Annotated in this window: 15 protein-coding genes; 2 read left to right on the top strand and 13 right to left on the bottom strand. The window is 56.5% G+C overall.

What is annotated here, in order from left to right:
* Window positions 1–103: 103 nt before the first annotated feature.
* From ACO05M_RS07140 to ACO05M_RS07100, 9 genes are all read right to left on the bottom strand, one after another.
* The gene (locus ACO05M_RS07140; protein WP_421869466.1) at window positions 104–1,666 is read right to left on the bottom strand and encodes a cytochrome D1 domain-containing protein; all 1,563 of its coding nucleotides are present in this window, start codon (window positions 1,664–1,666) and stop codon (window positions 104–106) included.
* Window positions 1,667–2,227: 561 nt separating this feature from the next.
* Window positions 2,228–3,817 carry a cytochrome D1 domain-containing protein gene (locus ACO05M_RS07135; protein ID WP_421869464.1) on the bottom strand — a complete coding sequence of 530 codons (1,590 nt, stop codon included), beginning with the start codon at window positions 3,815–3,817 and terminating at the stop codon, window positions 2,228–2,230.
* On the bottom strand, window positions 3,817–5,052 hold the full coding sequence (gene nirJ / locus ACO05M_RS07130) for a heme d1 biosynthesis radical SAM protein NirJ (protein ID WP_421869462.1): 1,236 nt from the start codon (window positions 5,050–5,052) through the stop codon (window positions 3,817–3,819). The genes ACO05M_RS07135 and nirJ overlap by 1 nt, the downstream gene beginning before the upstream one ends.
* A gap of 79 nt (window positions 5,053–5,131) precedes the next feature.
* Window positions 5,132–5,692 (bottom strand): Lrp/AsnC family transcriptional regulator, encoded by a 561-nt coding sequence (locus tag ACO05M_RS07125; protein WP_421869459.1) that lies wholly within the window; start codon window positions 5,690–5,692, stop codon window positions 5,132–5,134.
* Entirely contained in the window at window positions 5,689–6,204 is a 516-nt protein-coding gene (locus ACO05M_RS07120) for an Lrp/AsnC family transcriptional regulator (protein WP_421869455.1), read from the bottom strand. The genes ACO05M_RS07125 and ACO05M_RS07120 overlap by 4 nt, the downstream gene beginning before the upstream one ends.
* Before the next feature lie 9 nt (window positions 6,205–6,213).
* Window positions 6,214–6,774 carry an AsnC family protein gene (locus tag ACO05M_RS07115; protein ID WP_421869452.1) on the bottom strand — a complete coding sequence of 187 codons (561 nt, stop codon included), beginning with the start codon at window positions 6,772–6,774 and terminating at the stop codon, window positions 6,214–6,216.
* Window positions 6,774–7,235: an Lrp/AsnC family transcriptional regulator gene (locus ACO05M_RS07110; RefSeq protein WP_421869449.1), complete on the bottom strand. Its 462-nt coding sequence runs from the start codon at window positions 7,233–7,235 to the stop codon at window positions 6,774–6,776. Before ACO05M_RS07110 ends, ACO05M_RS07115 begins: the two co-directional genes overlap by 1 nt.
* Before the next feature lie 29 nt (window positions 7,236–7,264).
* The gene (locus tag ACO05M_RS07105; protein WP_421869446.1) at window positions 7,265–8,482 is read right to left on the bottom strand and encodes a cytochrome D1 domain-containing protein; all 1,218 of its coding nucleotides are present in this window, start codon (window positions 8,480–8,482) and stop codon (window positions 7,265–7,267) included.
* A gap of 40 nt (window positions 8,483–8,522) precedes the next feature.
* Window positions 8,523–8,858, bottom strand: a complete 336-nt coding sequence (locus ACO05M_RS07100; protein ID WP_421869442.1) for a c-type cytochrome — start codon at window positions 8,856–8,858, stop codon at window positions 8,523–8,525.
* Between the two features lie 321 nt (window positions 8,859–9,179).
* Between ACO05M_RS07100 and cysG the strand changes: the two genes are divergently transcribed.
* Window positions 9,180–10,565 (top strand): siroheme synthase CysG, encoded by a 1,386-nt coding sequence (gene cysG / locus ACO05M_RS07095; RefSeq protein ID WP_421869439.1) that lies wholly within the window; start codon window positions 9,180–9,182, stop codon window positions 10,563–10,565.
* A gap of 131 nt (window positions 10,566–10,696) precedes the next feature.
* Entirely contained in the window at window positions 10,697–11,554 is an 858-nt protein-coding gene (locus ACO05M_RS07090) for a hypothetical protein (RefSeq protein ID WP_421869436.1), read from the top strand.
* Between the two features lie 77 nt (window positions 11,555–11,631).
* On the opposite strand, the gene ACO05M_RS07085 is transcribed toward ACO05M_RS07090, so the two are convergent.
* From ACO05M_RS07085 to ACO05M_RS07070, 4 genes are read right to left on the bottom strand one after another with little or no spacing between them, the layout of a single operon-like run.
* On the bottom strand, window positions 11,632–11,955 hold the full coding sequence (locus tag ACO05M_RS07085; protein ID WP_421869433.1) for an STAS domain-containing protein: 324 nt from the start codon (window positions 11,953–11,955) through the stop codon (window positions 11,632–11,634).
* Window positions 11,956–11,997: 42 nt separating this feature from the next.
* Complete coding sequence (mlaD, locus tag ACO05M_RS07080; RefSeq protein ID WP_421869430.1) at window positions 11,998–12,459, bottom strand: outer membrane lipid asymmetry maintenance protein MlaD; 462 nt, start codon at window positions 12,457–12,459, stop codon at window positions 11,998–12,000.
* A 2-nt stretch (window positions 12,460–12,461) separates the two neighbouring features.
* Window positions 12,462–13,244: a lipid asymmetry maintenance ABC transporter permease subunit MlaE gene (gene mlaE / locus ACO05M_RS07075; RefSeq protein WP_421869426.1), complete on the bottom strand. Its 783-nt coding sequence runs from the start codon at window positions 13,242–13,244 to the stop codon at window positions 12,462–12,464.
* Window positions 13,241–14,059 carry an ATP-binding cassette domain-containing protein gene (locus ACO05M_RS07070; RefSeq protein ID WP_421869423.1) on the bottom strand — a complete coding sequence of 273 codons (819 nt, stop codon included), beginning with the start codon at window positions 14,057–14,059 and terminating at the stop codon, window positions 13,241–13,243. The genes mlaE and ACO05M_RS07070 overlap by 4 nt, the downstream gene beginning before the upstream one ends.
* Window positions 14,060–14,086 lie beyond the last annotated feature (27 nt).

Genomic DNA, 14,086 nt, shown 5'->3' with positions numbered 1-14,086 from the left:
CTAGTTATAGGTACTGGTTATAGGTACAACTGAAGTACTGCGAGGGGGAATGCAAGAACCGGAGGGGGAAAGCCCCCTCCGGTTATCAGGTTCAACTACCGGATCAAGTTACGTGGTTGATACGGTTGTGGACGTTGAACTTACCAGTCGGTGTAGTCAGGCCCTTGATACGAGTCTTCTCTTCGAGAGTCTTCGCATCGTAAACCACGATTTCACCAGTCGGGTTGCCGTTGTCGGCACGGTTCCAGACAGATACCCAGACTTCAGAGCCGTCAGCGCTGAATTCCATGTGTACCGCAGCCTTACCTTCTTCCTCGGTTACGCGGATGGTCTTAACGATCTCGCGAGTATCTTTGTCGAAGACTTGTACAGACTGCTGAACTTCAGGCTCAGGGTGCTTGGTCTGGTCAGCCCAGACGTACTGTGAATCCGGATGGGTACGGATGAATACACCAGCACCATCGGTTTCAACTTCGTAGCACAGCTTCCAAGCTTGATCCGGCTTGTTGATCGGATCGCTGCCCCAAACGGAAACAGTACCTACACCCAGGTGAGTTGTACCGGAAACCTGACCACACTCTTTGTCCATCCAGTTGGCGCCCGGGCCCGGGTGCGGCAGATCAACCGTGTCGATCATCGCTTCCAGCTTACGGGTCTTGGTGTCTACGACAACCATCTTGTTGGAGGCGTTAGCAGCGATCTGGAAGTAACGGCCAGACGGATCGAAGAAACCGTCGTGCAGGAACTTGGCAGAGTTGATCTGCTCGATACGCAGGTTATCCAGGTCGGAGTAATCAACCTGCCACATCTGACCCAGCTCCTTAACAGCAACCAGGAAGGTCGGCTCGTTCGGAGTGGTGTAGATAGCAGCTACACGGGCTTCGTTGACGTAGTTACCGTCAACGTCGATACCACGGGTGGAAACCACCTTCAGCGGCTCCATGGTAACAGCGTCAAGGATTACGAAGTGCGGCGGCCAGTAACCACCACCGATGACGTACTTGCCGTCGCCGGATACGGCAACGTCACGGGCGTCATAAGCCATCTGGGTTTCAGCAACCAGCATGTTACCCGGCTTCTGCCACAGGTCGATCTTGGTCATCTTGCCGTCACGGCCCTGGGTGTACCAGAAGCGACCAGTCTCGTACTTGTCGTCGTGCTGAGTCTTGTGATGCTCAGTACCCTTGATTACGTGGATCGCGTAACCGGTGTTGATGTGATCGATAACTTCTTTGGTGTCGCCGTCGATGATGGCAACCTTACCGGCGTCACGTTCGATAACAACGAAGAAGTTCTTCCAGTTACGGCCGTGCAGCGGCTTGGTCGGGTAGTCCTTCGGCTCGATGAAGACCTTGTGACGCTCTTTCATCAGCTCCAGAGACATCTCGGGCGGAACCGGCGGCTCCAGCTGGATGTACTTGGCCAGCAGGTCGATGTCGGCCTTGGAGAAGGTATCGTCGAAGTTGTTCATACCACCTTCGGTGCCCAGCTCGATGATACGAGACAGACGCTCGGTACCCTTCTTCAGGGTATCCTCAGGCAGCAGGGGCTTACCGGTAGCGCCCTTACGCAGAACACCGTGACAACCAGCACAACGCTGGAAGTACATGGTTTTGGCTTTTTCAAACTCTTCCGGAGTCAGTGTCGGCGCCTGATTGGCAGCCATTGCACTTCCACCCGCGCTCAGGCCCATTGCCAGTGCCAGAGTAGAGAGTCCTAGAGTAGCTCGTTTCATAAGTTGGTGACCTCATTAACGACTTAGTGTCTTTTTAGAAACCCTTAACAACAAGAATTCTGAGCCCATCGGCGAGTCGTCCTTTTCCTGGGTCATAACCACTTATGAAAGAGGCACTTATCTGATGAGCTGGAAAAAATAGTAAACCCCTAGGAACTTTACTGACTTGATCCTTGTCAAGTTGGCCATCCACATCAGAAAAGCTGATTTTTATCAATAATTAACTTAAAGATTTTTCAATAAAAACAGGCAGTTAACACGCAGAGACTTAATATCAGCAAAAAAATTATTTAAATTTAGCGACAGCTAATTAAGCCACTTTTTTTAGAGCACAGATTGGTTTTATTTTTCCAAAAGAGTACAAGTTTTTATCATTTCTAAGAAATTTCGCCTTTCACTCTCGATATGCACTCTGTCGCCCAAAAGAAAACGGCCCCTTACGGAGCCGTTATTTGAGAAAGAAAAGAGGTTGATTCTCTATTCTTGATTGGCTTAATGACTGGTCCCTGATGAATATCGGGTCTTGTTCCAGACATTATATTTACCCGAGGGCTTCACCATCGGCAGCCGCTTGATCTCTTCGAACGTTTTGGCGTCGTAGATAATCAGCTCACCGTCCATATCCCAGATACTCAGCAAGGCATACTTACCATCTTTGGTGAACTCGACGTGCGCAGCGGTCTTGCCCGGCGACGGCTTCAACGTCTTGACGATCTCCAACGTCGATTTGTCGATAATATGGACCTTGTCCTTATTGGGGCCAAAGAACACGTCCACCCAGGCGTAAGGCGAGTTCTCGTGGCTACGCATAAAGAAGCCGGGGCCTTCGGTCTCGATCATCTTGATCGTTTCGAAGCTCTCCATATCAACAATGCTAACCAGCCCTTCCTTAATATTCGGTGTCGCCATCACGGGTCGGCCCTGGTAGTCCCAAGTGATCCCAGAGCCCAGGTGAGGCATACCACTCAGCTCCAACTGGGTATATTCACGGCGCGCATCCATCGACATAACCAGCGCCTCACCGTCTCGGGAAGCCCCGAATAGCAGGTCATACTGCTGGTTGAAGAAAAAGTCATCCAAGAACACCCGGGTGGGGATCTTACGGGTCGGGAAGTCTTCATGCGGTTTATTGGCGGCTTTCTCATTCTTGTAGTCATGAATCCAGCCGGCAAAATCCTCCGACGGCTCATCCGCGTAGCTGATCTCCCAGACCTCCTTAATGTCCTTCAAGGCGGCGATAAAGCTTTGCCGTGGCGGCGCGTTATAGACCGCACTGACCCTGGAGCTGATCTCGACACCTTCATCATTCTTACCGATCGTCTCGATCACCTTCAGCGGCTTCATCGTTTCGGTATCGAGCACCACCAGGTTATGGGGTAGGTAGTTAGCCACCATGGCATATCGACCATCGGACGAAACCGCCAGGTTGCGGCTGTTAATCCCGGCCCGGATCTCTGCAACAACCTTCAGGTTGTAGATATCGAACTTGCTGATCCAACCGTCGCGGGAAGTGATATAGACATAGCGCCCGTCGGGAGAGTATTTGGGACCGCCGTGCAGCGCGAAACGGGTCTTGAAGCGATGGATCGGCTCGAAGGTATCGCCGTTGAGCAGAGTCACATGGTGATCCCCGATCTCGACCACCAGGAACAGGTTCATCAGATCCGCCTCGAAAACCGGCTCGTCCGGCAATGAACCGGGTTCATGATTGACGATACGGCTGGCCAGCATCTGCTCCATGCCCCACTCGGGCACCTCGGCCAGCGGCGTGTAAACATAGTCCACCAGCGACTGGATCTGCGCCTCATTCAGCTGCTCGGCAAAGGCCGGCATCTGGGTAGCGGCACGGCCATTGGCGATCACCTTGGCTGCTTTGTTCTTACGCAATCGCTTCAGATTCTGCGGCAGCAACGCCGGTCCCATCAGACCGAATCGATCGGCACCATGACAGCTGGCACACTTATCCTGGTACAGCGCGGCAACATCGTCGGCCACCGCAGGTACGCTGGCAACCGACAGCGCCGCTGCGCCCAACAAGGCCACGCTCAAGCGGCTGGCCACAGCTTTAACGGAACTCCCCATCAGACGTTTTCTCCGCGTGGGTCAACGGTACGCACCTTTTTCACCCGGTCCGCATGAACATAGGGCATCACCTTCAGACGCTCGACACCACCGTCGTAGCCGATCTCTTCGTCGGTCAGGTAACAGGCCGGATCTTCCGCCCAGGGATCACCGCCGGTCAGCTGATAAGAGCGCACCCGGGTGTTGCCGCCGCAGATTTTCAGGAACTCACACTCACCGCAGCGACCCTTGACCGGACGCGGCTGCTGACGGAAACCCACCATCAGCGGATCCTCGGTCTGACTCCAGATCTCGGAGAACGGCTTGTCGCGGACATTGCCCAGGTCGTAGTTCCACCAGAAGGTATCCGGATGCACGGTCCCCAGGTTGTCGATGTTGGCGATATAGAGGCCGGACGCGTTGCCGCCCCAGGCTTCGAGGTATTCACGGATATGCTCGGCCTGATCCGGGAACTCCTTCTGCGCCCATTTGTAGAGGTAGACGCCATCGGCATCGTTGTTGCCGGTGACGAATTCCCGGTCCCGTCCCTCTTTGACATCCTGCAGCGCTTCTTTGAGCAGCAGGTCCAGCGCGTCACGGGTGGTACGGTGGAACGCATCGTCCTCACGGTTCTTGTTTCCGCGACCGGCATAGTTCAGGTGCGACAGGTAGAACTTCTCGATATCGTATTCCTTGCTGATATCCAGCAAGGCCGGCAACTCGTGGGCGTTATCCTGGGTCAGGGTAAAGCGCAGCCCGACCTTGATACCGGCCTCATGACAGAGCTCGACCGCCCGAAACGACGCGGCAAAGGCGCCCTTCTTCTGGCGGAACTCGTCGTGGGTCTCCTCCAGGCCATCGAGACTGATACCGACATAATCGAAGCCGACCTCTTTGAGCTTCTCGATCACCTCTTCGTCGATCAGGGTGCCGTTGGTCGACAGACCGGTATAGATGCCCAGCTCCTTACAGCGGGCACCGATCTCATAAATGTCAGGGCGCATCAGCGGCTCGCCGCCGGATAGAATCAGCGCCGGAACACGGAATTTCCTCAGATCATCCAGTACCGTAAACACCTCTTCGGTGCTCAACTCACCCTTGAAATCGGTGTCGGCGGAGATCGAGTAACAGTGCTTGCACAGCAGGTTGCAGCGTCGGATCAGATTCCAGATCACGACCGGGCCGGGCGGTGTTCCCGGCTTGCGTTGGGAACCCGGGTGGACCAGCTCGCGTACATATTGAGTCAGTCGGAACATGTGCTATCTCCTTGGTGGACCTCACTCCAGTGGAGTGGACCACGGCGGCGCCTACTACCCATGAAGGGTTGGGCGCGGCTTATTTGGCTGTTGAATCTTTGGCAGTTGAATTATTGCTGCGTTGTTTGATCCGCATCCCGGTCTTTTTCAGGATACGACGGCTGTAGAGCCGTTGGTGCTGGCGGCAGTCGGCCTCCAGCAGTTGTTTGAGCTGAGCCACCTTCTCCTCGACCTCAGCTTCGCTACGGCCGTGGACCATCGCGAACAGGTTGTAAGGCCACAGTGGCAATGCCCGCGGACGCTCATAACTGTGACTGACAAACGGCAGTGCACCCACCTGCTCACCCAGTTCGGTGATCTTCTCGTCCGGCACATCCCAGACCGTCATGGCGTTGTAGCGGTAGCCGAGTTTGTAGTGATTCGGCACCAGGCCGATCCGGCGCACCACACCGCGATCCATCAAACGCTGCAGACGATCGATTACCTCAGCCTCTTCCAGCGCCAGCTGTTGGGCCACGGTACGGTATGGGTGCAGATCGAGCGGCAGTCCCTTCTGGGTCAACTCGACCAGACGACGATCGATTGGATCCAAGCTTTGATCGGCGTCTTGCTGGGGTGGTTTTTTCTCGTTAAGGCTCATACGTCAAACCTCAGGCCGATAAAGAATTCCTGCAATTTCGGGAACGGATAAGGCTTGATGCCGCTGGCCTTGTGTAACTGTTCCAGCACCTCTTCGGTGTGCTCACGGCTTTCGCAAGCCAGCACGAACCACATGTTGAGCTGATGTTCGCGCTCGTAATTGTGGGCCACTTCGTCGAAGCTGTTGACGATTTCGGTGACTTCATCGTAGCGCTCGAGCGGCACTTCCATCGCGGTCAGGGTGAATTCTCCCCCCATCGCCTCGATATCGAACAAGGGACCAAACCGGCTCAGAAAACCGCTGTCGAGCAGCACTTCGATCCGGCGAAGCACCTCTTCGGCCTCGATGCCGAGACGGGCACCGATCTCGGCATAGGGATCGGCGCACAGCGGAAAGCCGCTTTGGTAGTCGTTGATCAGCTGCCGGTCGATCGCATCCAGACTCGACAGGTCGGCCTCGGCCGACAGCGCGGCCGCGTCGGCGGCCCGATTGGTATTGCTGGAACCACTCATAGAAAAAACCTAGATCGCCGCAGCGGCTGCATGGGCGCTGGGCATCGACACCATCGGTCGACCCCGCTTGAGATAACGTCCACCGCACTGTTTGAAACAACGGGTGCTAAACAGCGGCTCGTGAGGAATCTGCTGAAGACCCAGCGTCTCGACCAGCTCCTCCAATTTCTCCATCACCTGGTCACGCTGACGGCCATGGATCATGCAGAACAGATTATAGGGCCAATCCGGCAGCCGACGAGGGCGCTGGTAACAGAGGGTAACGGCATTCTGGGCCGCCAGTTGCTCGGCCACCGCATCGACCTGATCGTCCGGAATATCCCAGACCACCATCGCATTGGCACGAAACCCCAGGGCATGGTGCTTGACCACGATCCCCATCCGCCGGACCCGGTCGGATTCGGCCAGTGCCGCCATGGTCTCGATAACGCGACCTTCGCTCCACCCCAGGGCTTCCCCCAGTTCGGCGTAGGGGCGCTCAACCAACGGCAACCCTTCCTGCAACAGTTCCAACAGCTGTTCAATTTCGGGGTTGTCGCTGACGACAACCTGATCAGTCAATCCGTCCATTAGAGTGCAAACCCCAGATCCAGATGATGTGCTTTGAGCATCGGCAGATTCAACAACGGCAGCTGGGTACGCGCTTCGATATCTTCCAGCACATCGTCGAGTTGCTGCTGATCGGGCGCGGCCAACACAAACCAGAGGTTGAACCGATGTTCACGCTTGTAGTTGTGATTCACTTCCGGGTAACCGCTGACCAAATCGGCAACCGCCTCAAGCTGGTCTTCCGGTACCGCCAACGCCGCCAGGGTGCTGGCTCCCAGACGTTGGTGATTGATCACCGCACCGACACGACTCAGGACACCCTTCTCATCCCAATAGCGCAGCTTCTCAATCACCTCTTTCTCGGTCATACCACAGGAAGCCGCCATCTCCGCGTAAGGGTTGGGGCACAGTGGCAGTTCATGCTGATACTGGTTCAGCAACTGACGCTCCTGCTCGTTCAACTCGATAATTTCTGCCGCCACAATCGTTTCCCCTGCCTGTTCTCGACCGATCAAAGACCGATCTTGTGAGCCCGATTGGTAAAGAAGATGCCGCTGGGGCTAGCCACCGGTACCGAGGCCCGCTGTTCAAAGCTGGCGGTATCGAAAACCTGCACCTCGTTCTCATTACGAACCGACACCCAGACCTCTTCGCCGCGCGGCGTGAACTCCATATGCAGCACCCCTTCCCCGGGTTCCATGTGGGTCAGCATCTGATGGGTATCGGTATTGAACACCTGAAGGTGGCGGTTTTCCGGGAACGCGAAGTTGACCCAGATCTGGCGACTGTCGGGGCTCGACATTACGAATACCGGCTGGCTGTGAACCGGAATCCGCTCGATTTCGGTCCAGGTATTCATGTCGACCACCAGGACTTCGTGGCGACCCACCGCCGGCATAAAGGCCTTGTTACCGGCGATCGCCCAGCCTTCCAGATGGGGCATCTTGTAGACAGGCAGCCGCTTCTCACCCCTACCGTAGTTCGGCAGGATATGCTTGACCCCCTCTTCCAGGTGCCACAGATCCAGTAGCGCCAGACCATCTTCACCGAACAGGCCAGCGATGTAGTAGCGCCCGTCCGGGGTGATCAGCGCATCGTAGGGCTGTTTGCCGGCGTTATCGAACTTGGTGATTTGCGGCTGACCACCATTGGCTTTGGCCTGGCTGAAGTCCACCACCCAGATCTCGCCGGAGTCGAACAGGCTGAAGACAAACTTGTGTCCTGGGGCATCGACCAGACCAACGGTTTTGGAGGCCTGACCGTCACTACCGACGGCGGGCAGATCCAGCACCATCTCCAGGGTATCGCTGTTAAAGATGCGGACACCGCCCGGCTCGTAGTTGGAAACGGCTACCAGCGAGCCGTCTTGCGAGATCGCACCACCGATACTGTTACCGGACTGCATCACCCGACTCACCACCGAGCGACCGATCAGATCAACCTTGCTCAAGCCGCCATCGCGGCCAAACACATAGGCGTAACGCTCATCGCGGCTGTATACCGCCGAGGCGTGGGACAGATCACCCAGGCCGTCGATCTCGGCCAGTTTTTCGCGGCTGCTGGTGTTGACCAGCGCCACCCGACCATCGGCGCGTTCGATGATAATTCCCAGATCACCGGTCGGCAGCCAGTGTTCCTGTGCGGCCGGCTCACTGGTGAGATTGGCACAACCGGCCAGTCCCAGTGCGGCAGCAGCGATAACAGATTTCAGCAGTTGACGTCGTAGCATGAAATGTTTCCTAGCAATGATCACTCGTCCGGGCCCGAACTCAGTTCGCACCCTTCAACAATTGATCGGAAATCCAGCGGATATCTTCGTCGGCCAGAATCGGCCCCCAGGGCGGCATCGCCGTATCCGGCACCCCGTGCCGAATAATCAGACTGAGGCTATCGATGGTGTGGCCTTTTTGCTGCAGCAGCTCCGGCAACAACGAAGGACCCAACCCCCCTTTGAGGGTCATCCCATGGCAGGAACCACAGTCGTGCTTGAGCATATAAGCCAGCGATTGCTGGCGTGAATCGGACGGCTCTGCCATGACCGGAGCCGCCAGCAAAAGTGCAGCAATCCCCAACCAGCGACGGCCTGTACCCATCTTATCGCCCATCTAAAAACTCCATTCGGTACAAATAGTTAGCAAACCATCTACCAAATAAACAAACCAAAACAAGCAAGCGACGGAGGAGCCCAACTGGGTGTTTAACTACAAGCTACGAGCCGAATCGGTGCGTAGTTCTGAGCGCATCCATACCGCCTGCGATCGTTGCTGATCAGAATACGGGTTGACCAATCTATCGCCTTGACATAGGACAATTCCCCCTCCCAGGTGAGGGATTACACTGCCTTCCAAGCTGACACACCGACCGGGGCAGGTATCAGGTTTACCCCAACCGCTGTGTTCCCATGACAACCTGAAAGGGGTCATATCTTGGAGACGTTTCCACTCTTTCTACGCTCACAACAGGCTCGCGCATTGATTGTGGGGGGAGGATCGCAGGCAACCGCCAAGGCCCGCTTGTTGAATCAGGCCAAATTCACCATCACCATCGCCGCGCAGGCCCCCTGCGACGAGCTTTGCCAATTGATCGAAGAAGCCGGTCTCAACCATCAAAGCCAGGGCTATTTTCCCGAGCTGCTCAAGCAGCACGATCTGGTGGTGATCGCCGATATTGCGACCGACGAAGCCGCGCAGATCGCTGAACAGGCCCGGGCATTGAACCTGCCGACCAATGTGGTCGATCAGCCGTCGCTATGCAGTTTCTTCTTCTCCGCCGTGGTCGATCGTTCACCGATCACCGTGGCGATCGGCAGCCAAGGTAATTCGCCGATTCTGGCCCACTATGTGCGCCGTCGGATCGAGACCTGCCTGCCCGGTTCACTGGATCGTCTGGCCGAACTGATGGCTCGCCATCGCGACCCGGTCAAGCAGATCGTCCCGTCCGCAGCCGAGCGACTGCAGTTTTGGGAAGCGCTGCTCGATGCCGACCTGCCCGAACAGATCCGCGCTGGCGATACCCAGGCCGATCAGCTGGTCAAGCAGGCGCTTGAGGATTACGCGGCCAAAAAACCCACCAGCGGCACGGTGTATCTGGTTGGTTCCGGCCCCGGCGATCCCGACCTGCTGACCGTCAAGGCGCTGCGTATCATCCAGCAAGCCGACGTGGTGGTTTACGACCGTTTGGTCTCCGATGAGATCATGAAGCTGACCCGCCGTGACGCCGAGATGATCAATGTCGGCAAGACCATGGGCAATCACACCCTGCCGCAGGAACAGATCAACCAGCTGCTGGTGAAACTGTCACGCCAAGGCAAACGCGTAGTACGCCTCAAGGGCGGCGATCCATTCATCTTCGGTCGCGGCGGAGAAGAAGTTGAAGAGTTGTTGCAGGAGGGTGTCCGTTTCCAGGTCATCCCCGGCATCACGGCGGCCTCCGGTAGCTCCACCTACTGCGGCATCCCGTTAACCCACCGCGATCACGCTCAGTCGGTCACCTTCGTCACCGGACACCTGAAGACCGACCAGCTCAACCTAGAATGGAATGGTCTAGCACAACCACACCAGACCCTGGTGTTCTACATGGGCCTGACCGCACTGCCGATTATCGCCAAGCAACTGCAGGCCCATGGCATGCCGTCTGACACCCCGGTCGCGCTGGTCTACAAGGCTACCCGTCCGGAGCAGCGTCTGCTGGTCGGCCAACTGGACAACATCGCCCAACTCAAGGACGAGCACCAGTTCAAATCACCGTCGCTGATCATTGTCGGCTCGGTGGTCAGCCTGGCGGATAAAATCGGCTCGGCAAGCCAAATCTAACGACCCACTCAACCAAACCCGCCTCTGTCAATCTCCGGGGATTCCACCCATCCCCGGAGACTGGTAACCTGCCGCTCGCTGCCCGACTCCGGTCGGTGTTGAGACACAACCCAGAATCTTCAGGAGCTGCTATGCGCTGGCGCCATTTTTTTCTGCTGCAACTGCTATTGATCGCCGTCGTGGTCGCGATCGGCTATCTGCACCAAGACCGGCTGATCATCCTCAAGAAGCCGCCCGAAGAACTAGCTCAGTGGTACAAACCCGACAACAAACGCCAAGTCTGGCTACACACCATGTTCAATCTGCGTCGAGAAATGCAGGCCGTGGCCGACTACGCCGACCGGGGGGACGCGACACTACTGAGTGACTGGAGTCAAAAACTGGAGCAGCATTATCTGAAGATCGGCGAGATGGTGCCGCAGTGGCAGAAGAAACTGGACCTGGCCGCGCTGGAAGCGTTGCAACAGGCCGTCGCGGCGCAACAGTTCAACCAAATCAACGAGCCTCTGGATCGACTTCAGCAGAGCTGTAACAGCTGTCACGACGATTTCCGGGTCCAAACCGCCCTACTTTATCGGGCACCGGACTTTAGCGATGTCACCCTGACCGACGGTCAACACTCTTCGAAACAGATGCAGCAACTGATTCGCCAGGTTAACGCGATCAAGATCGCCAGCGTCGACCAGCGCCCCGATGAAGCCCTGGCCTCAGTCAAACAACTCAAGCTCGGTATGGAACAACTGGGAGAGACCTGCCTGGATTGCCATAAAACCGATCGCAAGCCCTATCCCAGCCCGGCCATCAACGAAACCCTGGCCAAGCTCGAACAGAGCTTGAACGGCGGTACCCTGAAAGAGCAGGGTCGTCAGCTCGGCACCCTGGCCGTACAGGCCTGCGCCCGCTGCCATGGCATTCATCGACAGGGATTTGATATGCGGGAAATGCTGACCGACGCTAATGACTGGCCGATACTACTGAAGCATCGCTGATCGCTAAGAGGTAGCAAGAAACGCTCAATCAGGAGAGCAGCCTGGCCAAACGGAATCAGGCTGCCATGCAGCTAAGCTCAGGCGCCGTTCACCAATCTTTGCAGATCGCTGAATTCGGCGATGGCATGTAACTCGGTCGGCAGATTGCAGAAGCTGACCTCAACTCCGCGCCGCTCACCGTTACGACGCCAGCTCAGTAGCAGCGACAGGGCCACGGTATTGGCCGATACCACTCCACTGAAATCAAACAGGCACTGCGGTTCAGCCTGACCATTTTGCTGCGACCGAGCCTGCTCGATCGCTTCGATACCGGCCTGACGCAGTCGATTGGCCGTACTGAAATCAACGACACCGACCACCTGCCACTGTCCCGACTGCTGCTGTGCCAACTGTACCGACATCACGATTCCTCGGTTGAAAGAGCCTCGAAAGCAACCCGAGGGTTACTCTTCGTTGACCTTGTTAAACAGGAACTTGCCGATCAGCTCTTCGAGAACCAACGACGACTGGGTGTCGTCGATGTAATCGCCTTCGGTCAGCATCTCTTCATCACCACCGACGGTGATACCGATATATTTCTCACCCAATAGACCCGCGGTCAGAATCGCGGCGGAGCTGTCATAGCTCAGGTAATCGACATCGCTGTTGATCTTCATCTCAACCCGGGCCATCAGCGCTTCCTGATCGATCTCGATCGCGGTGACCTGACCGATGGTGACCCCGGACATCGCCACTTTGGAGCGAACCGTCAGACCACCGGCATTCTCAAACAGCGCGTAAAGGGTATAGCTCTGCGTCGGGGCCGACAGGCTCAGACCACTGATATTCACCACCAACACCGCCAACGCCAGCAATCCCGCCAGCATAAAAGCACCAACCCCTAACTCCAGGGTACGAATCCGCATGATCACAGATCTCCAAACATAAGTGCGGTCAGCAGGAAGTCGAGTCCCAGTACCGCCAACGAAGAATAAACCACAGTCTTGGTGGTCGCATGACTGATCCCTTCGGATGTCGGAATACAGTCATAGCCCTGGAACACCGCGATCCAGGTCACCACAAAACCAAACACAATCGCCTTGATGATGCCGTTCAGGACATCTTCGCCAAAGTCGACCGATGCCTGCATGTTGGCCCAGAACGAGCCTTCATAAACGCCCAGCCAGTCGACCCCGACCAGCAGGCCGCCCCAGACGCCGACCACACTGAAGATCATCGACAGGATCGGCAACGAGATAAAGCCGGCCCAGAAGCGCGGCGCCACGATCCGGCGCAGTGGGTCGACGCCGATCATCTCCATGCTGGCCAGTTGTTCGGTGGCTTTCATCAAACCGATCTCGGCGGTCAGCGCCGAACCGGCCCGACCAGCGAACAGTAGCGCCGTGACCACCGGTGACAGCTCCCGTACCAGACTCAGCGCCACCATCTGCCCCACCGCCTGCTCGGAACCGTAATCCACCAGGATGGTGTAACCCTGCAGACTCAGCACCATGCCGATAAACAGACCGGAGACGATGATGATAATCAGCGACAGCACGCCGACCGAATAGAGCTGTTTGACCAGCAATGGGAAACCGCTGCGAAAGCGAGGCATTGCCACGATCGAATGGAATAGAAACAGGCCGGAACGCCCCAGCGCTTCCAATCGGGCCAAGGTATTGCGCCCCAGCGAGGCGATCATCTCGATCATCGCCGACCCTCCGGGTGCATCAAGCTGGGCAGATAGTCGTCGGCCGGATAATGGAAAGGCACCGGCCCATCGGGCAGTCCCTGCATAAATTGCTTCACTTTCGGCAACTCCTCGGCCAGCAGTGATTCTGGTGTCCCGTGGGCGACCACCTGTGCATCGGCCACCAGATAGATGTAATCGGCGATGCTGAGGGTTTCCTGGATGTCATGGGAGACCACAATACTGGTATGACCCAACGCCGAGTTGAGGGACTTGATCAGTTTGACCAACACGCCCATCGCAATAGGATCCTGGCCAGTAAAGGGCTCATCGTACATCATCAGGTCGGGATCCAACGCGATCGCTCGTGCCAACGCGACCCGGCGCGCCATACCCCCGGAGAGCTCGCTGGGCATCAATTCTGCCGCCCCACGCAAACCCACCGACTGGAGTTTAATCAGCACCAGATCACGAATCATCGAATCATTCAGATCAGTGTGAACCCGCAGTGGAAAGGCCACATTTTCGAACACGCTCATGTCGGTGAACAAAGCGCCACTCTGGAATAGCATCCCCATTCTTTCGCGCAGATCGAACAGATCTTTTCGCCCCAGCGTGGGTACATTCTGACCGTCAATCACGATCTGGCCGGCATCGGGGCGTAACTGCCCCCCGATCAGTTTCAGTAGCGTGGTTTTACCGGTCCCACTGGGCCCCATGATGGCGGTCACTTTGCCGCGGGGAACCTGAATCGAAACATCGTTAAAGATGTAGCGACCATTACGGGTAAACGTCAGGCCGTCGATATTGATAATGATGTCGTCTAATTGATCCATAACCCGGTGGTTTCGGCGGTTAAAAAT

The organism is Motiliproteus sp., from assembly GCF_965230735.1.
In the GTDB taxonomy this organism is placed as follows: domain Bacteria; phylum Pseudomonadota; class Gammaproteobacteria; order Pseudomonadales; family Balneatricaceae; genus Motiliproteus.
The sequence above is the reverse complement of the archived record's forward strand: the minus strand, read 5'-3'. Positions and strand labels throughout refer to the sequence as shown.